Source organism: Shewanella marisflavi (assembly GCF_023283925.1).
Classification (GTDB): domain Bacteria; phylum Pseudomonadota; class Gammaproteobacteria; order Enterobacterales; family Shewanellaceae; genus Shewanella; species Shewanella marisflavi.
Window position 1 is genome coordinate 444,404 of record NZ_JAKIKX010000002.1, and the last position, 21,147, is coordinate 465,550.

20 protein-coding genes and 1 other annotated feature are annotated in these 21,147 nt (G+C 51.4%); of the genes, 8 read left to right on the forward strand and 12 right to left on the reverse strand.

Annotated elements, in window-relative coordinates; all coding sequences use genetic code 11:
• Positions 1-74 precede the first annotated feature (74 nt).
• From L2712_RS06790 to L2712_RS06805, 4 genes are all read right to left on the reverse strand, one after another.
• A complete protein-coding gene (locus L2712_RS06790) occupies positions 75-767 on the reverse strand; it encodes a hypothetical protein (protein WP_220061078.1) in 693 nt (230 codons plus the stop codon).
• 1,291 nt (positions 768-2,058) lie between these two features.
• A complete protein-coding gene (locus L2712_RS06795; protein ID WP_088904489.1) occupies positions 2,059-2,499 on the reverse strand; it encodes a YcgN family cysteine cluster protein in 441 nt (146 codons plus the stop codon).
• Positions 2,500-2,573: 74 nt separating this feature from the next.
• Positions 2,574-3,557 carry a lytic murein transglycosylase gene (locus L2712_RS06800; RefSeq protein WP_248977292.1) on the reverse strand — a complete coding sequence of 328 codons (984 nt, stop codon included), beginning with the start codon at positions 3,555-3,557 and terminating at the stop codon, positions 2,574-2,576.
• 18 nt (positions 3,558-3,575) lie between these two features.
• On the reverse strand, positions 3,576-3,857 hold the full coding sequence (locus L2712_RS06805) for a YcgL domain-containing protein (protein WP_033539264.1): 282 nt from the start codon (positions 3,855-3,857) through the stop codon (positions 3,576-3,578).
• Positions 3,858-3,983: 126 nt separating this feature from the next.
• On the opposite strand from L2712_RS06805, the gene minC reads away from it, so the two are divergent.
• From minC to minE, 3 genes are read left to right on the forward strand one after another with little or no spacing between them, the layout of a single operon-like run.
• Entirely contained in the window at positions 3,984-4,649 is a 666-nt protein-coding gene (minC, locus tag L2712_RS06810) for a septum site-determining protein MinC (protein ID WP_033539263.1), read from the forward strand.
• A gap of 24 nt (positions 4,650-4,673) precedes the next feature.
• Positions 4,674-5,483, forward strand: a complete 810-nt coding sequence (gene minD, locus L2712_RS06815; RefSeq protein ID WP_088904487.1) for a septum site-determining protein MinD — start codon at positions 4,674-4,676, stop codon at positions 5,481-5,483.
• Positions 5,484-5,485: 2 nt separating this feature from the next.
• A complete protein-coding gene (gene minE / locus L2712_RS06820) occupies positions 5,486-5,743 on the forward strand; it encodes a cell division topological specificity factor MinE (RefSeq protein WP_033539261.1) in 258 nt (85 codons plus the stop codon).
• Between the two features lie 109 nt (positions 5,744-5,852).
• On the opposite strand, the gene rnd is transcribed toward minE, so the two are convergent.
• The 7 genes from rnd to tsaB all read right to left on the reverse strand — a co-directional run bounded on the left by rnd (position 5,853) and on the right by tsaB (position 12,694).
• Positions 5,853-6,959, reverse strand: coding sequence for a ribonuclease D (gene rnd, locus L2712_RS06825; protein ID WP_248977293.1), 1,107 nt, complete (start codon positions 6,957-6,959; stop codon positions 5,853-5,855).
• A gap of 89 nt (positions 6,960-7,048) precedes the next feature.
• A complete protein-coding gene (gene fadD, locus L2712_RS06830; RefSeq protein ID WP_248977294.1) occupies positions 7,049-8,722 on the reverse strand; it encodes a long-chain-fatty-acid--CoA ligase FadD in 1,674 nt (557 codons plus the stop codon).
• Between the two features lie 198 nt (positions 8,723-8,920).
• Positions 8,921-9,808 (reverse strand): alpha/beta fold hydrolase, encoded by an 888-nt coding sequence (locus L2712_RS06835; RefSeq protein ID WP_248977295.1) that lies wholly within the window; start codon positions 9,806-9,808, stop codon positions 8,921-8,923.
• Positions 9,808-10,668 carry a class I SAM-dependent methyltransferase gene (locus L2712_RS06840; protein WP_248977296.1) on the reverse strand — a complete coding sequence of 287 codons (861 nt, stop codon included), beginning with the start codon at positions 10,666-10,668 and terminating at the stop codon, positions 9,808-9,810. The genes L2712_RS06835 and L2712_RS06840 overlap by 1 nt, the downstream gene beginning before the upstream one ends.
• A gap of 82 nt (positions 10,669-10,750) precedes the next feature.
• A complete protein-coding gene (locus tag L2712_RS06845) occupies positions 10,751-11,452 on the reverse strand; it encodes a M50 family metallopeptidase (protein WP_248977297.1) in 702 nt (233 codons plus the stop codon).
• 93 nt (positions 11,453-11,545) lie between these two features.
• Complete coding sequence (locus tag L2712_RS06850) at positions 11,546-11,917, reverse strand: hypothetical protein (protein WP_248977298.1); 372 nt, start codon at positions 11,915-11,917, stop codon at positions 11,546-11,548.
• 63 nt (positions 11,918-11,980) lie between these two features.
• Positions 11,981-12,694, reverse strand: a complete 714-nt coding sequence (gene tsaB / locus L2712_RS06855; protein ID WP_248977299.1) for a tRNA (adenosine(37)-N6)-threonylcarbamoyltransferase complex dimerization subunit type 1 TsaB — start codon at positions 12,692-12,694, stop codon at positions 11,981-11,983.
• Positions 12,695-13,131: 437 nt separating this feature from the next.
• Here tsaB and L2712_RS06860 point away from each other — a divergent pair, with 437 nt between their 5' ends.
• Positions 13,132-14,124 (forward strand): DMT family transporter, encoded by a 993-nt coding sequence (locus tag L2712_RS06860; RefSeq protein WP_248977300.1) that lies wholly within the window; start codon positions 13,132-13,134, stop codon positions 14,122-14,124.
• Positions 14,121-15,422 carry an NAD(P)/FAD-dependent oxidoreductase gene (locus tag L2712_RS06865; protein WP_248977301.1) on the forward strand — a complete coding sequence of 434 codons (1,302 nt, stop codon included), beginning with the start codon at positions 14,121-14,123 and terminating at the stop codon, positions 15,420-15,422. Before L2712_RS06860 ends, L2712_RS06865 begins: the two co-directional genes overlap by 4 nt.
• A gap of 34 nt (positions 15,423-15,456) precedes the next feature.
• Here the strand turns inward: L2712_RS06865 and yoaA are convergent, their stop codons facing one another.
• Positions 15,457-17,382, reverse strand: coding sequence for a DNA repair helicase YoaA (yoaA, locus tag L2712_RS06870; protein ID WP_248977302.1), 1,926 nt, complete (start codon positions 17,380-17,382; stop codon positions 15,457-15,459).
• 261 nt (positions 17,383-17,643) lie between these two features.
• Positions 17,644-17,764, forward strand: a sequence feature (His leader region).
• Positions 17,765-17,832: 68 nt separating this feature from the next.
• Here yoaA and hisG point away from each other — a divergent pair.
• From hisG to hisC, 3 genes are read left to right on the forward strand one after another with little or no spacing between them, the layout of a single operon-like run.
• A complete protein-coding gene (gene hisG, locus L2712_RS06875) occupies positions 17,833-18,732 on the forward strand; it encodes an ATP phosphoribosyltransferase (protein ID WP_033539254.1) in 900 nt (299 codons plus the stop codon).
• Positions 18,733-18,754: 22 nt separating this feature from the next.
• Complete coding sequence (gene hisD / locus L2712_RS06880) at positions 18,755-20,056, forward strand: histidinol dehydrogenase (RefSeq protein WP_248977403.1); 1,302 nt, start codon at positions 18,755-18,757, stop codon at positions 20,054-20,056.
• A 1-nt stretch (position 20,057) separates the two neighbouring features.
• Positions 20,058-21,140: a histidinol-phosphate transaminase gene (gene hisC, locus L2712_RS06885; protein ID WP_248977303.1), complete on the forward strand. Its 1,083-nt coding sequence runs from the start codon at positions 20,058-20,060 to the stop codon at positions 21,138-21,140.
• Positions 21,141-21,147 lie beyond the last annotated feature (7 nt).

Below are 21,147 nucleotides of genomic sequence, written 5' to 3' on the forward strand. Positions count from 1 at the left end.
TAGGTGACGCACACTTGCCATACTGTTAATGAAGCGAAACCGGAAAACGTAAGGAATCTCTCTTAAATACCTTTTTAAGTTTTTTCTGGCATGATTTCTATATATTGTTTTGTTAGTACGTCATTGATTATCCAGTTACTCACGAGTCTAATCAGAACCTTTAAATCGGTAATGTCTTGCAAATCCCATTTGCGAACATAATGAGTTTCGTCATTTCCTAGCCATACAGCCCTTTTTGCACAAGCCAAGATATTGCCATCGTTTACGAATGACGTAACACAATTCATGAGCGGTATCTTTTGAATTGACTCTCGTTTTTCAGGGTTTTCATGAATACAGTAGTCTTTGAGCAAGTGCTCTAAGGCTTTCCTATAACCGACACCACAAACTTGGTTTAGCCCTAGTTTCTCAGCATGATTAGCTTGGCTAAATATTTCTACAAACAAAGGGGAAATCCTTACTACTTCTTCATGTTGGGCGACTGCTTTTAAGCCAGCAGGCACAACATCAGAAAGGCTGTAGAATCCATTAATGTAACCTTCTTTTTCTGATTTCATCTCGTACCGGGCAATTATTAGTCGCTTACACTTTTGAGCAGGACACTTAAGTACCCATTCAAACTCAGTTTCCATCATGTGTTTACGACTTTTAATCCAATTAACTAAACCCGTGTCTATTGGCTCAATTTGAGAGCCACATTCTGGGCATGATGATACAAACTCATTGATTTGAATATGCTTATTACCAATATTAATTTGATGCATCATGATTCGCAATTACCTCGATAAATATAACGACCGATGCTCACGAGCCACAGGTCTCGTGGAACAGATTGTACTTTAATTAGGAGAGAGGACATCTCCCAATTCGTGAGTTAATATTCCATGCCCTTGGGGCTACTTTGAGGCCACCCTGCGTCGTGAAGGAAACATCACTTCTTTCTTGCTAAAAATCGTCTAGTGCAGGTCAAGAACATTTTACTAGTGCGCATGCGTGTTAATCTTTTAAAATCAGTAAAATACTCTTGTTTAACTAACTGTAATAAAAGGAAGTTATCAGCTTTTCATCAAATACGCCATGCGAAAGAATAAGTATGAACGCTTTCCAAACCTATTTTATCAAGGTGTATCGAGTTAACACATTGATTATTTAGCTATATAAAACGACTTGCAAACATTGATATCCAGAAAAACTCAATCAATAAGTCTGGAAAGCTTTCAAACAATGCTAAATCGAAGAAACGATAGATACCCAGTGTAGATACGCTGGTGAGCTTCCGTGACAGGGATGTCACGGTAGAGCCTACAGGGAGCGTACTTGCGGCGTCTCACAAGGGTATCTGCACAACCCTCGCCGGGCAGGCGTTAGATTGCCATGAAGGTATGACCTTCAAAATCCCATCAAATACCCAAACTTGTAGACGCTACAACCACATTTCCCCCGCCGGGCAGGCGTTAGATAACAATGAAATTATGGTTTTAGATACTTTAGCAAACAACCAAGCCCAACAGGCACAGTAGCAGAGTTATCTCACAAACGTATCTGCACATGAGCCTGCCGCAGGCAATTGATCCACCATGAAGTGATGATTCTAGGTGCCCTTCCAAATACAAAACGTCGCTAGACGCTCCAGCCCAAACATCAACTAGTAATCAGAAAGGCTAGATCGAAGAGATGATAAAAACGGGTGTAAGCACGCTTTTGGCTCTCGGCGGCATGGACGCCGCCGTGAAGCCTCCAGGGATGACTCTCTTTGACAAAAAGTCGGCGTGCCAAAAGAGTGCTTGCACATACGTCGTTCCTTCACATCCATGTGATCACGACATTGGTACTTCCGTGTACATCCCCCGCCGGCAGGCGTTAGATAACCATGAAGTTATGGTGTTAGATACTTTAGCAAACAATCAAGCCCAACAGGCACCGTAGCAGAGCAATCTCACAAGCGTATCTGCACGAAGAGCCTGCCGCAGGCAATAAGTAACATTAATGGCTAACGCTACAGCAAAGTGATTGCAATCAAAGAAGACTAAAACCACTTTTCACTAGTTGAGTGAAGAACTAGTCGCAGTCCTTCAGCGGCCATAACACAATATGGTCCTCAAGGTACCTGACCTTGTTCTCATTCACTACCTTGTCGCGGGTCGACATCCCCAGCTCGTGCATCTGCTGCTTGTCACCTGTGACCAGCGGGTGCCAGCTGGGGAGATCCCGGCCCTGATACAGGCGGCGATAGGCGCAGCTGTCCGGTAGCCAGGTAAGCTCGGCAATATTTTCCAGGGTGACCTTAGTGCAGCTGGGGACAAAATTAAATCGCTGCTCGTAGTGCATGCAATGGCACTCTTTATCATCGAGCAGCTTACAAGCGGCGTTGGTGTAATAGAGCTCATCGGTTTCATCATCGATGATCTTATTAAGGCAACACTTACCGCAGCCATCGCACAGCGATTCCCACTCCCGGGCATCCATCTGTGCGAGGGTTTTCTCTTTCCAAAATGACATGATAACAATTCTTTCAATGGCCAATTGCTTGGCAAAGGTGCTCGGCGCCACGATACTGAGGCGCCGCTGAGAGACTATTTTATCTCAGGGTATTTAATTCTTTCTGACAGATAGGTCACAGCTAGCGTGAGACGGTCGGATGCCTGAGTCTTTCTGAGCACTCGGTAGTTGTCGTAGACCAGATAACTGCGTCCACCCACACCGTCGGGCATAATCAGCGACACTTGCATATCCTTTCTCGATGGCAAATCTGAGCCATCAAATCGTCTTACCCCAAGCGCTTGCCATTGGGCAAAGCCCTTGTGTACCTCGAACCCGACCAGATCTTGCGGTAAGGCTTCTGGCGCCCTGACCTGACGGCCCCAGGTGCCATCATAGTCCCAACCCAACTGTTTAAGGTAGTTTGCAGTAGTAGCAAAGGCGTCGGCAAGATCGTGCCAGATATCCACCTTGCCATCACCATTGCCGTCACGACCATATTGCTTGAGCTGCGCTGGCGTAAAATGGGGATACCCCATCAAACCTGAGGCGTCGCTCTTGAGGTCGTCAAAATTCAGACCGTCACGCTCCATCAGTTTAAGTGCGGCAATAAAGATCTGATCACCGTCACTCATCTCCTGATGATAAGTGTTCGACGCGATCACCGTCAGAGCCGGATAATCGCTGGCATCGAACGCCGACGTGATGCCCCAATAGGCCAGCACAAATCTAGGCTGAACTTCAAACTCTTTACCGAGGCGATCGAATAAGGCTTTGTTGTCGCGATACAGGCCTCTTGCCTGCTCGACCAGCGTTTCGCTTACCCGGCTTGGCAGATAGGCATCTAAATTCTGTGGTGGCGTGTCCGCGCTCTCATTAACGACGGCCTTCTTAAACAGCTTAATCTGCTCAAAGACCTTGTCTATGGTGCTTTGGGATATACCCTGCTCGACTGCTTGCTGCTTTAACTCAGAAAGATAGGCATCATAACTGAGCGGCGCTTCTTCTGCCTGCAAAGGACTGAACAATATCAGGCCACTTGCAAGTATAGAACTTAGCAAAACATTCTTTAAAAACATGCACTTTCCTATAGGCGACTAATCTCTGCTATAACCTATCTCTTTTTTGTACTCTTCGAGTAGGTTAACCGGCGGTGGTGGTAATTGAAGATAATACCCCTTGTCGGCGAGTTCAACTTTTACTTTCTCAATGTCGGCAAGGGCCAACTGCGAACGCTTGTTCAAAGGCAGTATCATGACCAATTCTGGGGTGCCGAACATTTTCATTAACGGCTCAGGAACGCGCTCGAAATCGTTGCGTTTTTCCACAAAAAGATAGCAATCAGCTTTTATGCGACTCTTATATACAGCACAGATCATATAGGGTGAAATTTCCAGTCTATTCAACTTGCCAGCAAATTGCGCACACTATAACATGGTGCGCAAGGATTATAATAATATCTAACCGGCGTATGCCGGTTAATTTTATCAAGAGCAAGTTTAGGAATGCAGAAACCTAGCCTCGAATTAAAAGGCTCTTCATTTACGCTATCGGTACTGCATATTAATGATGCAGATCTCGACCGAGTCGCCAGCGAACTCGACGGCAAACTGGCCATTGCACCGCAATTTTTTATCGGTGCTCCTTTGGTGGTCAACCTCAGCGCCATTTCCAATCCCGAGTACAACCTAGCGGGCCTTAAAGATCTGCTGATCTCCAGGCAACTGGTGATTGTTGGCATTACGGGCGCGCCTACGGCCATTGCCAACCAAGCCAAAGCCCTTGGTTTAGCCCTGATCAAATCGGGCAAGCAGAGCCAGACTCAGCCGCAATTGCCTAAAACCACCAAAATTGTGAAGCAAAATATTCGCTCGGGTCAGCAGGTTTACGCAAAAAATGGCGATCTCATCATCATCGGCGCTGTGGGCAATGGTGCAGAAGTGATTGCAGATGGCAGCATACACATATACGGTAGTCTTAGAGGCAAGGCCATGGCGGGTGCCAGTGGTGATAAGAATGCCGTGATCATTGCCCAAACCTTAGATGCAGAGCTTGTCTCCATTGCAGGGCAATATTGGTTAACCGAGAATCTTCAGGCACATGCCTCGATTAAAAGCGGTTGTATTCGGTTAGACGGTGACAGCCTTACCGTCGAAGCCCTATCGCTATAAAAATTGAAAAGGACAGAAACAAACATGGCACAAATTATTGTTGTCACCTCAGGAAAAGGTGGAGTGGGCAAAACCACTTCGAGTGCGGCCATCGCCACAGGTTTGGCGCTGAAGGGACATAAGACAGTCGTGGTCGATTTCGATATCGGTCTGCGTAACTTGGATCTCATCATGGGATGCGAGCGCCGCGTCGTCTACGATTTTGTTAACGTGATTAACGGCGAAGCCAATCTGAATCAGGCTTTGATCAAAGATAAGCGTACCAGCAACCTCTTTGTGCTACCCGCTTCCCAAACCCGAGACAAAGACGCGCTGACCAAAGAGGGCGTTGGACGGGTACTCGAGGATCTTAAGCAGGACTTTGAATATATCATCTGCGACTCACCGGCAGGGATTGAAACTGGCGCCATGATGGCGCTCTACTTTGCCGATACCGCAATTGTCACCACCAACCCGGAGGTCAGCTCGGTACGCGACTCTGACCGTATCTTAGGCATGCTTCAGAGTAAGTCTAAGCGCGCCGAAGAGGGACTTGAGCCGGTCAAGGAGTTACTACTGCTGACGCGCTACTCCCCTACCCGTGTCGCTACTGGTGAGATGCTTAGCGTTGCCGACGTAGAAGAGATCCTGGCCATTCCGTTACTTGGGGTGATACCTGAGTCTCAAGCCGTGCTAAAAGCCTCTAACTCAGGTGTACCTGTGATCATCGACCAAGAAAGCGACGCCGGTAAGGCCTACAGTGATGCCGTAGCACGTTTAACGGGTGAAGACGTTGAGATGCGTTTTGTCACCGAAGAGAAAAAAGGATTCTTAAAAAGGATATTTGGTAGCTAATTATGTCTTTACTCGATTACTTCAGAGCGAAAAAAGAGCCAACAACTGCGGTGACCGCCAAGGAAAGATTGCAGATCATCGTCGCCCACCAGCGTGGCGAGCGCGATGCGCCTGATTATTTTCCTGCAATGAAGCAGGAGATCATCGAGGTGATCCGCAAGTATGTGCAGATAGACAGCGATCAGGTATCGGTACAGATAGATCAGAACGATGACAATCTGTCGGTGCTTGAGTTAAACGTCACCCTGCCAGAAAAGTAGGTCTTACACGCTTAAGCACACAGTAAAAAGCCCTCTTAATGAGGGCTTTTTGTTTAGCTTAGCTGGTTTAGCTTGGCTGGTTTAGCTTAGTCGGTTTAGCTTAGCTGGTTTAGCAATCTACTTGGCTGAGCACGTCTTGTGTCAGCGCGCCGCGCCATCCCTGAAGCACCAGTGGTAGGTCACCCTGGCCGTCATTCCAGCGCCATTGCAGATATTCATGAATGTGTCGCTTCGACCCCACCAGCTCCATTGGTACTTCATTGCTTTCAGCCACTTGCGTCAACGCATTCTTAACCGCCTTAAATGCCGATTTATAACCAGGCTTAACGGCGATCACATCTATCGCTTCGGGCAGGTTATCCAGATCCGCTTTTGCCAACTCGGCAACTATCGCCTTGGCGTGCATACGCTTTTCCTGCTCGGTCAGCTCGGTCATTCTGAAGATCTCGCCGCTACTCTTTGGCTGTTTCTTTGCCAGTGCCAGCAAGGCATGATCTTTAATCACAAAGCCCAGGGCTAAGTCTCTGTCGAGGGCCTTTTGCAGGCGCCACTTGGCAATAACCTTAAGGTAAGCCAGTTGTTTTGGCGTTAACTGGAAGGCATTTTTTACCTTAAGATAGGCAGTGTCACCATCTGGGGTATCCAAACGCCCCTGGGTCATGCGCTCGCCCTCCTCAAATAGCCATTCGAGACGGCCGCTCTGCTCGAGTTTTTCTAACAGCTGAGGATAGAGCTGATACAGGTAATCCACATCATTGGCCGCATAATGTAGCTGGGCATCACTCAGCGGACGCTTCATCCAGTCGGTGCGCGACTCGCCTTTATCCAGCTGCACACCCAGGCAGTGCTCCACCAATTTGGCATAGCCCATGCCATGACCAAAGCCGCACAGCGCCGCAGCAATCTGACTATCAAATAAGCGCTTAGGCTGACAACGCCCATAACGGGCCAGCACCTCGAGATCTTCGCTGCATGAGTGCAATACGGTCACCATATCGTCTCGCTCAAGCAGGGCCCAAAATGCAGAGAGATCGCTGACTGCTACCGGATCGATCAAGGCCAGGGTTTGCCCATCATATACTTGGATCAGGCCGAGCTTGGCATAATAGGTACGGGTCCGTACAAATTCGGTATCTAACATCAGGACCTTGGCCTGACGATACTTAGCCACCAGCTCACTTAGGCTGGCATCATCCTCTACATATTGAAACGTCAAATCTCATCTCCAATGCGGTGTCTCGGTGAACACAAAAGCCGGCATAATGCCGGCTTTGAGTCACCCTACGCGGGGTATTACCTAATAACTTACGCGGATTTTGCTTCGTCGCGTAACTCGCGGCGCAAGATCTTACCCACATTACTCTTAGGTAGCTCATCCCTAAATTCTACCAGCTTAGGAATTTTATATCCCGTCAAATGATGACGACAGTGCTTGATCACCTGCTCTTCGGTCAAAGATTTATCGTTAGCAACCACAAATACCTTCACCAACTCACCGCTGACCTCGTGAGGCACACCCACAGCAGCCACTTCGACCACCTTGGGATGCAGGGCGACAACCTCTTCAACCTCATTAGGGAAGACGTTAAAGCCCGACACCAAGATCATATCTTTCTTGCGATCGACAATAAAGAAAAAGCCCTGCTCATCCATATAGCCAATATCGCCAGTAGCCAGGTAGCCATCCTTGTCGATCACCTTGGCGGTCTCTTCAGGGCGCTGCCAGTAACCTTTCATCACCTGCGGCCCCTTGGCAAAGAGCTCGCCAGTTTCGCCTTGAGGCAGCACATTGCCCTCCTCGTCGCGAACCTGCATATCTGTGTTGGCTACCGGGAAGCCGATTGAACCGTTATAGCCTTCCAGGTTATAAGGGCAGCAGGTCAGCAGCGGCGACGCCTCAGTCAGGCCATAACCTTCCAGCAGACGCGTCTTAGTGATCCCTTGCCACTTATCGGCTACGGCGCGCTGCACCGCCATGCCACCACCGATAGACAATTTCAGATTGGAGAAATCCAGAGTCTTAAACTCTTCCGAACTCACCAGGGCGTTAAACAGGGTATTAACCCCTGTCAGTGCAGTAAAAGGATGTTTCTTCAGCTCAGACACAAACGCTGGGATATCCCTTGGGTTAGTGATCAGCAGGTTGTTGGCACCTTTATGAAGGAAGAGCAAACAGTTCACCGTCAAGGCGAAGATGTGATAGAGCGGCAGCGCAGTCACCACAAACTCTTTGCCGTTTTCCAGCAAAGGCGAATAGGACGCATCGGCCTGAAGCAGGTTGCTGACAATATTGCCGTGGGTCAACATGGCTCCCTTAGAGACACCTGTGGTACCGCCTGTGTATTGTAAAAATGCAACATCATCACTCTTAGTGGTCGGTTTGACATACTGCAAACGGCGTCCTTTAGAGAGTGACTGACGCATAGAGATAGCATGGGGCAGATGATATTTAGGTACCATCTTCTTGATGTACTTCACCACAAAGTTCACCAAGGTGCGTTTTGGCGCGCTCAAGAGATCCCCAAGACCGGTCAAAATAACGCTCTTCACCGGCGTTTGGTCTACCACCTGCTCAAGGGTATTGGCAAAATTAGAAACCACAACGATGGCCTTGGCACCCGAGTCATTCAACTGATGCTTTAGCTCACGCGGGGTATAAAGAGGGTTTACGTTAACCACCACCAAGCCTGCACGCAACACACCAAACAGTGCGATGGGGTACTGCAGCAGATTAGGCATCATGATCGCCACGCGATCGCCCTTCTCCAGCTTAAGTTCATTTTGCAGATAGGCGGCAAAGGCGCGGCTACGTTCTTCAAGTTTACGATAGGTCAGCGTTGCTCCCATGTTCACAAAGGCGGGCTGATCGGCATACTGAGCGACCGAGCGCTCAAACAGGTCGATAAGCGAGCTATATTGCTGCGCATCTATAATGGCGGGCACATCATCGGGTAAATTTTTCGTCCAAAGCTGTTCCACGAGTCTCTCCTAAATCCCCAGGCAGAGTTAGGGTGAATGAATTCATTCACCTAAGGTTTCAAATATAGAAACTAAACACTGACTTATAAATATTGTTGGTACGCCCAAAAAATCATACGGGCGTTTTAATTTTGAACATCATCACACAATTAGAGTAAAAATCCTAGTGTAATTTTACCATCTATTGCTAAGGGGCTGTCACCCTAAAAATGCCTTAATTTCGGCTGCAACCTCTGTGCTGTTGCCCATATGGAGATGGTGGTCACCTTCGAGTTCCACCAGAGTGAGATTTTGATACCAAGAATGAGCCGCTTCAGCCACGCCATCCCCCAGGGGATAGCCTTTACTGGCGCGTATCGCCAGTGCCTTAGCGTTATGCCCTTGCATCAAACCGCTGACATGATCGAAATTGAGCCGCATGGGGGAATCAAGTTTTAACCTGGGATCGCTACGCCAAAAATACTTGCCCCCTAGGCTTTGTAAGTTGCGCTCAAGGATCAGCTGGCACCAAGACGAATCAAGCCCGGTTAATTTCTCTCTGGCCCTAACGGCCGCCTCAAAAATAACGGGTTTAGGCGCAGAGGCTATGGTCGATGCTCTTTGATGGGCCGCAAAGCTGCGCCTTAAGCGTAAACGGCTTTTATCTGAACTTTCATAAAGGGGTGCCAGGGCCTCAATAAATACCCAATGTGCCGCCTTCTCACCGAAAGCAGCGCTATAGGCCGACGCCACTATGCCCCCCAAGGAGTGCCCTATCACCCCATGCAGAGGCTGATGACGACTAATAGCGTCGATAAGCTGCTCGAGATCATAAAGGTAATCTATCCAGTGCAGCGGATAGCCGCCGGGTCTGTGCTGCGAGGTTCCATGCCCGGGCCAATCGATTGCCAGCAAGCGATACTCGCTCAGCTTCTCGGCTAAGGGCACGAAGCTGTTGGCGTTATCAAGCCAGCCATGAAGGGCCAACAACAAGGGTTCGTCTGGCTCGCCCCATAATCGCCCACCCAGGCGAATATGGGGCAGCTGAAGACTCACCTCATTGCCCTGACCACAGGGTCTGCACAACGCGGCTAAGCTATCATTCATTATTTTGGCTTTTTAATAAATTTCAGCGTCATGCGATCGCTCTCGCCCATCGCCAAATATTTATCTTTATCCTGCTCGCCCAGACGTAGACTCGGCGGCAGGGTCCAGACGCCCTTAGGATGATCTTTGGTGTCCTTGGCATTGGCATTGATTTCACTCGCGGCCACCAGGGTAAAGCCTGCCTTTTCGGCGAGTGCGATCACCTCATCCTGCACCATGTACCCAGAACTTAAATCCATACCAGGGTTCGCTCTGTGCTCCACCACGCCAAAGGTACCACCAGGCTTCAAGACCTGGTAGGCCGAATCGAACACCTGTTCCAGCACGCCAGCCTTGGCCCAGTTATGCAGGTTTCTGAAGGTCAACACGGCATCGGCGCTATTAGCGGCACCCAACTCGCTTAAACGCGGCGGTTCAAAGCTCAGGCTTGACGCCTTGCCCAAAGTGTCACTGTGAGTTTGCAGCCAGGCATCCAGGGCTTTGCCAAGACGAATACGATAGGCGGGGCTTTCAACCTCGGCAGGCGGGTTCGCATCAAAATTGGCGGCAACATAATGCCCCTCTTTGGCAAGATAAGGTGCCAAGATCTCGGCATACCAGCGTCCGCCGGGCCAAAGCTCAACCACAGTATCAGTCGGCTTAATGCCAAAGAAACTTAAGGTCTCTGCTGGGTGACGATACTTGTCACGCTCAAGATTTGCGGGCTCTCGTAGCGGATTACTCAGGGCATCGGTGATCTGCTGATTCACCAGATGAGACTGAATAGGCTGTGATTGCTGCGGCTGTTCTGTGTGCGCCAGGCTGGTTGCAGGCAGGCCTATGGCTAAGGCGATAGATACGGCTAAGGTAAAGGTTTTCATCTTCTCTCTTCCTGAATAAGGTAAGGCTAAAGCACCTAAGCTATCAGCCAAGCCACTAAAATAAAACCTAATATACAGTCAGTTACACTTTTTGTTCGCGCTTAGCATTAGCCTGTTCGACTCGGCGCCAACAGATCCACAACATAACCAAACTCGATAGCATCCAGATCCCCACCCAGATCCAAGCGGGGATCCAGGTTTGCTGGGCCAACATGGCCGCATCGCCGCGACCCGGCATACCCAGCAAGACGGTGGGGCTGGCCAAAGCGTTGAGCATGATCATCAAGGCCATCACACGTAAGCTAAAGGTGAGAATCGGACTTTGGCTCAGTTTGAGTGGCAAGAAAAACAGTAGTGACAGCACAAACAATATAGAGATGGTTAACAGATCTCGCCCCCAAAAGAGTATGCTGAGCGCCACCATTAAACCGAGAAAACTAAAGCTGAGACGTATGCCACGGGCCCAGGTCGCCAGATGAAATATAAGCAAGCCCCAAAGCGAGGCGCCGAAATAACCGGCAAAGCCGATCAGCACCGGCCACCCCCCTTGGCTGACACATAAGCCCGCGCCATTGGGGTAGAGCTCAATATGACTCACCAAGCCACCAGACAAAAGCGTAGCCAGTGCATGGGACGCCTCATGAAAATAGCTCTCGAGCCATTTAAAAGGCACACTCAAATAGGGAATTCGCGTCAACGCCAATGCGAGCAACAGCTCAATCATAAACAGACTACGGCTGGGCACTCCGGCCTTGGATGCTGGGGAGCTAATAGAAAAACCCATAGTGGATAACCCGTCCTTTTAGTTGGTCGCGTGTCACGTCACTCTGCGACGCGGCGAGAAACAGCGCCTGGCGATCTCCGCCAAGCTCACAGATCATACGTAGGTATCGATACCCACCATCTGAGAGATGGCGTCACGCTGCGCGGCGTGCTGGTGCATAAGATATTGACCTATGGCGCCGCGGCTGGTCTGGGTGTTTTGATCATATTCAAGCTTGGCGCTGAGCCGGTCGCTTAACTCGTTGGCCATCAGAGCGCTACTGCTACGCTCTGTTGCATCATCGACAAGGTTTGCCCGCTGGCCAGCTTGTGAGGCTGATGACTGACTTGACTGAATAGGTGTAACATCAATGACATCTGCGCTGGGTCGGGTTGAGCCCACACGAGTTTGCGCCGCGATGGCATCGCTAATGGCTGACGCGCTCGAAGAGAGCCCGGGTAACAGACTAGCTGGCGGCAGTTGCATCAATTATCTCCCTTTAGCCTCATAGGATCAGCGCACACATCTTCTTATTTAGCCTATACCAGATCACTCGCGGCCGGGAAGTTTTTTCCAGGTTACGGTATCGCGCAGATAAACAGGTTGCAGCTGATCGACATCTGTCGCCTGTCCGGCTTTCACCGCGGCTTCAGCCAGTGGCAACATGTAGCGTGCGATTGGAAACTTAGCTTCCTCAACAAAGGTCATCTCTTGCTTAAGCAGTTCAGGATACGCATCAAAACCTGTGCCACAGGCCGACACCGACAAGCTCAGATCTAACTGACTCTCAAGCTCAGTTGGCGGGCAAACGCGCTCTTCACCCACCAAGCATGCCAGACCATCTACCGCCTGATATTCGCCCCAATAGATCTCCCCCATGCGCGCATCGATAGCGGTGGCGACTTGCGTAGCCCCTTTCACTTCGATAGCAGCTTGAGCCATGGCTGCCAAGGTCGAGATCCCCACCACTGGCAGGTCTTGTCCTAGGGCCAAACCTTGGGTCATGGAGGTACAGATACGAATACCGGTAAAGCTGCCTGGACCACAACCATAGGCGATCAGATCCACCTCGCTCAAACCTATACCCGCTTCTTCCAGCACCTCTTGCACCATAGGCAGCAAACGCTGGCTATGCTCCCGGGGCGCGTCGGCCTGACGGGCAAAGATGCTTCCCTGATACGCAAGCGCAACCGAACAAGACTCGGTGCAGGTATCCAGGGCAAGTATGCTCATGGGGGCGGAAATATCGTTAATTTCAGGCATGCAAATCTAACCAAATCAATAGTGGCAGGAGACCAGCATGATCGTTAAAAAACAAGATCACGGGCTAAGCCAACAAATATATAAGATGAATGGCGCCGATTATAGCGTAAAACCCACTAAGGTATAGCCTTAATTCCCGGCCAATGAGCGGATATTCCAGCGAATTTTTCTGGGGTGACTCGGCTGCTCTAACCACTAAGCAAACCAGTAAGCAAGCCACTAAGCCAGCCTCTAAACAGTCGACTTACACCTCAATCAGTCAATCGCCCATTAACTGAAAAAGCCGTTTTCTCTTTTAACTAAACCCTATACCATAGGGCTCATTCTGAGCCAGTTGCCGAGCCTAATTTCAAGGCAATTTTTAGGCCGCCTTTCAAACAGATGGCAATGTTTCGCGGGCGCTGGTGCTTAACAGGTCTAGTGCTTAAGGAGTGCTAGTGCTTAAGGCCGCTTTACTTAATAACCTACAGGCGATGGCACCTAACCCAAGGATCTTTGATTTGCACACTCAGGCACGGACACATTCGACAAGCCAGCCCGCGAGCCAGTCACCATCTCAAGCGATTATGATGGCCCTTGGCTCGGCCATCTTAATGGGCACCATTGGCGCGCTAGCGAGACAGACGGCCCTCGATGCCAGCGTCATCACCTTTTATCGCCTCTTAATTGGCGCCCTCTGCCTGCTGCTTTATATGCTTGTTACAGGTAAAGGCGGGCAAATATGGCACAAACCAAGCAAGCGACATCTTTTAAACGGCGCCCTATTGGCCGGTTTCATGGTGTTCTATGTCCAATCAATCGGCTATATCAATATGGCCAATGCGGTGATGGTGATCTACCTCGCCCCCTTAGTCAGCGCCATCGGCGCCCACTTTTACTTTCACGAACATCTGCATCAACAAGCTTTGTTGGCTATTGGCCTGGCTCTTATCGGCGTGATGGCGATCTTGCCAAGTATCGACAGTCTTTCGGGTCAGCCAGAAGAGCTCAAGGGATATGGTTTTGCCCTGCTGGCCCTGCTGAGTTACAGCGGTTTTATGCTGATTAACCGCCGCCCTGCCAGCGCAAGCCCTTACCAGAGCACGCTGATTCAATTGATCTTTGGTGCCCTCTGTCTACTGCCCTTCGCCCTGCATCAGGCTGTAGTGCCGACCGCTAACCAGTGGTTTTGGCTCGCGCTTATCGGTATCTTCCCCGGATTTCTCGCCATCTTATTCGCCGTCAAGGCGCTCAGACTTCTGCCGGCAGCCACTTTTGGCACCTTGGCTTATATCGAGCCCGTCACTGTGGTCATATTAGGCTGGAGCCTGTTTGCCGAGCATCTATCAATGAGCCAATTAATCGGTTGCGGCCTCATCATAATCGCAGGTCTGCTCCAGACTCGGCAGAGGCCAACCCAACTCACTTCATTTAAAAGGACAGCAAAATGAGTACCCCAATACCTAGGATAGTGATAGTCGGCGGCGGCGCCGGCGGACTCGGTCTGGCCACCCAACTTGGGCAAAAGCTGGGCAAGAAGCAGAAAGCCGAGATCCTGCTGATCGATAAAAACCGCACTCATATCTGGAAGCCGCTGCTCCATGAAGTCGCCACAGGTTCACTCGATGCCGATCTTGACGGTGTGGTCTACTCTGCCCATGCGGTAAAACATGGATACCAATTTCAACTGGGCGAACTGACAGATTTGGATCTCGACAACAAACAGTTGATGCTGAGCGCCATCACTAATGATAAGGGAGAAGCCTTGCTACCGGCGCGCCAGCTCAGTTATGACACCCTGGTCTTGGCCGTGGGCAGCGTCAGCAACGACTTTGGTACACCGGGCGTCAAAGAGCACTGCTTCTTTCTCGACTCCCACAATCAGGCAAATCGTTTTCATAATGCCCTGCTCGACAGCTTCACCCGCATGCATCAATCCGAAGAGCAGCAAAAGCTCAATATCGCCATCGTTGGCGGCGGCGCAACCGGCGTGGAACTCTCGGCAGAGCTCTACCATGTCACGGATCTGCTTAAAACCTATGGTCTGAATAAGATGACCGCCGATAGGCTGGCCATCACCTTGATTGAGGCTGGCCCTCGTATCTTGCCAGCCCTGCCGGAGCGAATCGCCGCCTCGGCGACACGGGAACTGACCAAACTTGGTGTGTCTGTGCGGCAAAATACTCGTATCGAACAGGCCAATGCAAAGGGATTTGTCACCTCAGAGGGTGAGCTTATCGAGGCTAACTTGATGCTGTGGGCCGCTGGCGTGAAGGCGCCTGATTTTATCAAGCAAATAGATGGACTTAACCTCAACCGCGCCAATCAGGTGCTGGTCCGCCCGACCTTGCAGGCCCAAGGGCATGAGGATCTCTTTGTTATCGGTGATTGCTGCGCCTGTGAGCAGGCCGACGGCAGCTTCGTGCCACCTAGGGCACAATCCGCCCATCAGATGGCTCAGTGTGTCGAGCGCAATATCCTCAATCGGTTCAAAGGGCTCCCCCTTAGCGATTACGAGTATGTCGACCACGGCTCCCTGGTCAATCTGTCACGTTTTAGTACCGTCGGCAGCCTGATGGGCAACCTCACCAAAGACAGCATGTTTGTCGAGGGTAAAATTGCCCGCTTCATGTATATCTCCCTCTATCGCATGCATCAAAAGGCCATTCACGGTCTGCCTAAAACCATGGCGCTCTGGTTGGTAGAGAAAATGATGCGGGTGGTGCGCCCACGCATGAAGCTGCACTAAACAGACTTGGCGCTAATCTATGGCTAGCCTTCGGCTAGTCAATCGTTTGAAGAAAGTTCACCGCCCGGTCGAGATCCCGGGTGCGATGCATGGGCGGCAAGGAGTTGATAAAGGCCTGACCATAGGGGCGATTGACGATGCGGTTGTCGCACAAAATCAACACGCCCCTGTCTTTCTCATCGCGAATGAGGCGGCCAACGCCCTGATTGAGCGAAATCACCGCCTTGGGCAGCGACAAAGCCATAAAGGGATCTTTACCTTCACGCTGCACCCCATCGGCTCTGGCCTTATAGAGGTTGTCGTCCGGCGACACGAAGGGCAGCTTGTCGATGATAACGCAGCTCAATAGCTTACCGCGCACATCTACGCCCTCCCAGAAGGCACCAGTGCCGAGTAGCACTGCATTGCCCAGTTGGCGGTATTTTTTCAGCAGTGTTTGCTTGCCCGCCTGCCCTTGCACCAACAAGGGATAGTCGACTCTGGTACTTAACATGCTTGCCACCAGATTAAGCATACGGTGGCTGGTAAACAGCATAAAGGTGCGCCCCTTGGCCGCGTTAATCGCCTTAACGGCTACCTCTACCAGCTGCTTAGCCGCCCGCTCCTGGCTGGCCACCGCCGCCAGATGGCGCGGCACACAAAACAGCGACTGATGGGCATAATCGAACGGACTGTCGAGGATCGCGGTCTTAGCCGACCCCAATCCCAGGGAGTTTGTAAACAGTGATAGATCACGGTTGATCTGCAAGGTGGCCGAGGTAAAGATCCAGCTGACATCAGGGCTGAACAGTGACTGGCACTCTTTAGCGACGTTAATAGGTGAGATCCGCAGCGTCAGGTGCTGATAGCCATAATCGACGCTATAGGCACTATTAGGGTTATCGCATTCAATAAACACGGTTAACTTGTTGAGCAGCGCATCGAATTTTTCGACGCCATCGTCAAAGGCCTCGTTACGGCCAAGATAGCCCAGCAGCAAAGTGCGATAGGCGCTTAGCTCAGCCACTAAGGCCCAGGAGGACTGCATCAAGGCTTTGTCACCGAGTAGCATGCGCCAGTCACTCTGCTCGCTGGCAAACATCTGCTGCTGCCAACTCGATAGCATCGCCTGGCAACGACTACTCATAACGCCGATCTGCGGCGAGTCAGCCATCTCGGTGCGATACGAGTCGCCAAAGCGCTCCAGCAACTTCATCAGACTCTTGCAGCTCAGCTGCTGACCAAAGTAGGTCACCGCAATATCGGGTAAGAGATGCGCCTCATCGAAGACAACGACATCGCTGTCGGGCAACAGCTCGGCAAAGCCTGTCTCTTTTAAGATACGGTCGGCAAAAAACAGGTGATGGTTTACCACTATGATCTTGGCATCCAACGCCTTGGCGCGGGCCTTGCGGGTAAAGCAAGCCTCATAATAGCTGCAGGCCTTGCCAATACATGATTCTTTACTGCTCACCACCAAAGGAATGGCTGGGGAATTTTCGGTCACCGAATAGAGACTGCCGATATCACCATCGACGGTTTGCCCGGCCCACTGATTGATACGCAACAGATCGTCGAGGATCTTACCGTCGTTGACCTCGACACCACCCAGCTGCTTCTCCATCAAGTGCTGACAAAGATAGTTACTGCGCCCCTTAAGCAGCGCCACCTTAGGACGAATCCCCAGGATATTAAGCAATGCGGGCAGATCTTTAAAAAACAGCTGCTCCTGCAGGTTTTTACTGCCGGTACTGACGATGACCTGCTTGCCACTGAGCAGCGCCGGCACCAGATAGGCATAGGTCTTACCCACCCCTGTGCCAGCCTCGACCACCAGGTTCTCTCCCTTTAACAGCGCCTCGCTGACCTGAGTGGCCATCGTTTGCTGTTGGGCACGACAACTGTAGCCGCCGATATGACGGCTTAGGCTGCCATCTTGGGCAAATACCTGCTGTACGTCCTGGGTCAGTTGCTTGTTCAACGAAGGGATACGCTTTGTAAATTCATTCAGGCATTATGCGTATTTTCGTCACCAGCACAAGCCACAAAATGTTTAGCCATTACCAGAGATTCTCAGTGCGACGGCATAGGCTTAGTTGAATAATTTTCAACCCACACAAATTAGCACTTGCATACCCAGGCAAACTTGATTAGTTTAAATACAACTTAGGGCAGACAAGCTGCCAAGCAGATACGCACACAGCGAGAGAAGACAGAACATGACACAGCGTTTGAATACTATCCATCATCACCATCATATGCGGTAGCCTTCGGATGCTTACTGCCGGAGGACTATTTCCTTCTGGCGGTTGATTCAATAGCGATCTAAAACCCCTGGAAGGAATTCCGGGGGTTTTTAGTTTCTAGCTTAAGATTTTGTTTTAAAAAGATTTAAACAATTTTACTGAATCAACAAATGAGGAATCATCCAATGTCAGAGTCAAACCGATTACGCATCGCCATTCAAAAATCCGGCCGCCTGTCAAAAGAATCGCAGAAGCTACTCAAGAGCTGCGGTATCAAGTTTAACGTCAACGAACAGCGCCTCATCGCCCACTCTGACAACATGCCTATCGACCTTTTAAGGGTCCGTGACGACGACATTCCTGGCCTGGTGATGGACGGCGTAGTTGACCTTGGCATCATAGGCGAGAACGTGCTCGAAGAGGAGCAGATCGAGCGTCAAACCCTGAACAAACCCAGCGAGTGCCTCAAGCTACGCCAGCTGGACTTCGGTGCCTGCCGTCTGTCACTGGCCGTACCGACCGAATTTGCTTACCAGGACGCAGGTTCACTCGAGGGACTGCGCATCGCCACCTCCTACCCTAACCTGCTGCGCCGTTACATGCAGGAGAAAGGGATCAGCTATCGTGACTGTATGCTCAAAGGATCGGTCGAAGTCGCGCCTCGTGCGGGTCTGGCTGACGGCATCTGCGATCTGGTCTCCACCGGCGCAACACTGGAAGCCAATGGTCTGTATGAAACCGAAGTGATCTATCGCTCTATGGCCTGCATCATCCAATCGACTCAGGAGCAGAGCGAGGCCAAACAGGCGCTCATCGACAAAATTCTCTCTCGCATCAACGGTGTGGTACGTGCCAAGGAGAGCAAATATATCCTGCTACACGCCCCGACCGAAACACTGGATCAAATAGTCGCCCTACTGCCCGGCGCCGAGAACCCAACCGTACTGCCACTGAACGATGACACCAACCGCGTAGCGATTCACGCCGTCAGCAGTGAAGACCTCTTCTGGGATACCATGGAGGCCTTAACACAACTGGGAGCCAGCTCGATTCTGGTGATGCCAATCGAAAAGATGATGGGTTGATCTTATGACGACACAAACAGTAATGCAGTGCCTCGACTGGCAGGCACTCGATAACGACGCCAAACGCCAAGCTCTGTCCCGCTCGCCACTGATTGGCGATACCAATCTAGAGCAGCAGGTCAAGGGGATCATCGATCAGGTGGCAAGTCAGGGCGACGCTGCGCTAAAAGCTTTCTCTGAGCAGTTCGACAAGGTGACCCTCGACACCCTGCGCCTTAGCGATGAGGCGATTGAAGCCGCTGCCGCTAAAGTCGATGAGCAGATAAAAGCTGCCATCGAACAGGCCAAGGCGAACATAGAAACCTTTCACCAGGCCCAGGCGTTTAAAGCCATCGATCTTGAGACCCAAGGCGGGGTCCGCTGTGAGCTGCGAAGCGAACCTATTGAAAAGGTCGGCCTCTATATTCCTGGTGGCAGCGCGCCGCTGATCTCTACCGTGCTCATGTTAGCCCTGCCCGCCAAGATAGCTGGTTGTCAGCAGCGGGTATTGGTCAGCCCGCCGCCAATCGATGATGTCATCGTCTACGCCGCCAAAACCTGTGGCATTACTGACATCTATCAAATTGGTGGTGCACAGGCGATCGCTGCTCTTGCGCTTGGCACAGAATCAGTGCCTGCCGTAGATAAGATCTTCGGTCCCGGTAATCGTTATGTCACCGAAGCTAAACGCCTGGTGGCCCAGGACAGTCGCACCGTGGTCAGCATCGACATGCCCGCCGGCCCCTCAGAGGTGTTGGTGATCACAGACAGCGCCGCGAACCCCGACTTTATCGCCGCCGATCTACTCTCCCAGGCCGAGCACGGCCCAGATTCTCAGGTGATGCTGGTGACCGACAGCCAGGCATTGGCAGACGCCGTCAACCTAAGCCTTGTTGAGCAGCTGGCCAAGTTACCAAGGGTTGATATTGCCACCCAGGCCCTCAGCGCCAGTCGCACTCTGCTGGTTAAGGATATGGCCCAGGCCGCCGAGGTTTCCAACCTCTATGGCCCTGAACACTTGATCATTCAAACCCAGGCCCCACGGCAGATACTTAACAATATTCGCGCCGCCGGCTCTGTGTTTCTCGGCGCCTACACGCCAGAGTCTGTTGGCGATTACGCCAGCGGTACCAACCATGTGCTGCCGACCTATGGCTACAGCCGCGCCGTCTCAAGTTTGTCATTAGCTGATTTTTGTCGCCGCTTCACGGTGCAAGAACTCAGCGCCGAAGGCCTACTGGGCTTAGGCCAATGTGTGATGACACTGGCCAGTGCTGAGCAGCTCGACGCCCACAGAAATGCCATTGCCGTGCGCCTTGCGACGCTGGCTAGCGAGGAGAAATAAGATGAGTATAAAAAATCTGTCTCTTGCCGAGCGCCTCGCGAGACCCGAGCTGTTGACCCTTGAGCCCTACCAATCGGCCCGCCGCATCGGCGGAGAGGGACAAATTTGGATCAATGCCAACGAGTCGCCTTTTAATAACAGCGACATAGAGGGCTTGAATCGTTACCCGGAGTGCCAGCCACCTGAGCTTATTCAGCGCTACGCAGAGTATGCGGGCGTAAGTAATCAACAGGTGCTCAGCAGTCGCGGCGCCGATGAAGCGATAGAGTTGCTGATCCGCACCTTTTGTATCCCTGGGCGCGACAGTATCGCCTGCTTTGGCCCCACCTATGGCATGTATGCCATCAGTGCCCAGACCTTTAACGTCGGCGTCAAGGCGCTGCGCTTAGACAGTGAATATCAGCTGCCAACAGAGCTTGGCAGTCAGGTCGGCGACGCCAAGCTGGTGTTTATCTGCAATCCCAATAACCCAACCGGCACAGTCATAGCCCCGCAAGTGATAGAGACTGTTGTAGCGGCGCTGCCCGAAACTCTGGTGGTCGTCGATGAGGCCTATATCGAGTTTTGTCCCAACTACAGCATGGCAAGTCTGCTCGATAAGTATGACAACCTGGTGGTGCTGCGCACCCTGTCAAAAGCCTTTGCTCTGGCAGGCGCCCGCTGCGGCTTTATGCTGGCAAACCCTAAGATCATCGAGATGGTGATGCGGGTAATTGCCCCCTATCCAGTGCCGCTGCCGGTCGCCAAACTCGCCATTGACGCACTAAGCGAGCAAGGGATCGCCAAGATGCAAACCCAGGTGGCGCAGCTCAAAGCCAATGGTCAACGACTCGCTAATGCCTTAACCGCCGCGGGCGCGCGCGTCCTGCCCGCCTATGGCAATTTTGTGCTGGCCTACTTTGGTGACCAAGACAGCGGTCAAGGAAACGAGACTCTGGTCAGTGAGGTACAAGCGCGGCTGAAACAGGCTGGCGTGGTGGCCCGCGCTTACAAAGATCCGGCCCTGGCCGATGCGATCCGTTTTAGCTTTACCAGCGACGCCCAAACCGACACGCTAATCGCCCTACTCGCGCCTGCAGTGTAACCAGAAA

Excerpts from the sequence above, each read along its gene's own strand:
- L2712_RS06790 (WP_220061078.1), bottom strand. The coding sequence starts at position 767 with ATGATGCATCAAATTAATATTGGTAATAAGCATATTCAAATCAATGAG.
- L2712_RS06795 (WP_088904489.1), bottom strand. The coding sequence starts at position 2,499 with ATGTCATTTTGGAAAGAGAAAACCCTCGCACAGATGGATGCCCGGGAG.
- L2712_RS06800 (WP_248977292.1), bottom strand. The coding sequence starts at position 3,557 with ATGTTTTTAAAGAATGTTTTGCTAAGTTCTATACTTGCAAGTGGCCTG.
- L2712_RS06805 (WP_033539264.1), bottom strand. The coding sequence starts at position 3,857 with ATGATCTGTGCTGTATATAAGAGTCGCATAAAAGCTGATTGCTATCTT.
- minC (WP_033539263.1), top strand. The coding sequence starts at position 3,984 with ATGCAGAAACCTAGCCTCGAATTAAAAGGCTCTTCATTTACGCTATCG.
- minD (WP_088904487.1), top strand. The coding sequence starts at position 4,674 with ATGGCACAAATTATTGTTGTCACCTCAGGAAAAGGTGGAGTGGGCAAA.
- minE (WP_033539261.1), top strand. The coding sequence starts at position 5,486 with ATGTCTTTACTCGATTACTTCAGAGCGAAAAAAGAGCCAACAACTGCG.
- L2712_RS06835 (WP_248977295.1), bottom strand. The coding sequence starts at position 9,808 with ATGAATGATAGCTTAGCCGCGTTGTGCAGACCCTGTGGTCAGGGCAAT.
- L2712_RS06840 (WP_248977296.1), bottom strand. The coding sequence starts at position 10,668 with ATGAAAACCTTTACCTTAGCCGTATCTATCGCCTTAGCCATAGGCCTG.
- L2712_RS06845 (WP_248977297.1), bottom strand. The coding sequence starts at position 11,452 with ATGGGTTTTTCTATTAGCTCCCCAGCATCCAAGGCCGGAGTGCCCAGC.
- L2712_RS06850 (WP_248977298.1), bottom strand. The coding sequence starts at position 11,917 with ATGCAACTGCCGCCAGCTAGTCTGTTACCCGGGCTCTCTTCGAGCGCG.
- tsaB (WP_248977299.1), bottom strand. The coding sequence starts at position 12,694 with ATGCCTGAAATTAACGATATTTCCGCCCCCATGAGCATACTTGCCCTG.
- L2712_RS06865 (WP_248977301.1), top strand. The coding sequence starts at position 14,121 with ATGAGTACCCCAATACCTAGGATAGTGATAGTCGGCGGCGGCGCCGGC.
- hisG (WP_033539254.1), top strand. The coding sequence starts at position 17,833 with ATGTCAGAGTCAAACCGATTACGCATCGCCATTCAAAAATCCGGCCGC.
- hisD (WP_248977403.1), top strand. The coding sequence starts at position 18,755 with ATGCAGTGCCTCGACTGGCAGGCACTCGATAACGACGCCAAACGCCAA.
- hisC (WP_248977303.1), top strand. The coding sequence starts at position 20,058 with ATGAGTATAAAAAATCTGTCTCTTGCCGAGCGCCTCGCGAGACCCGAG.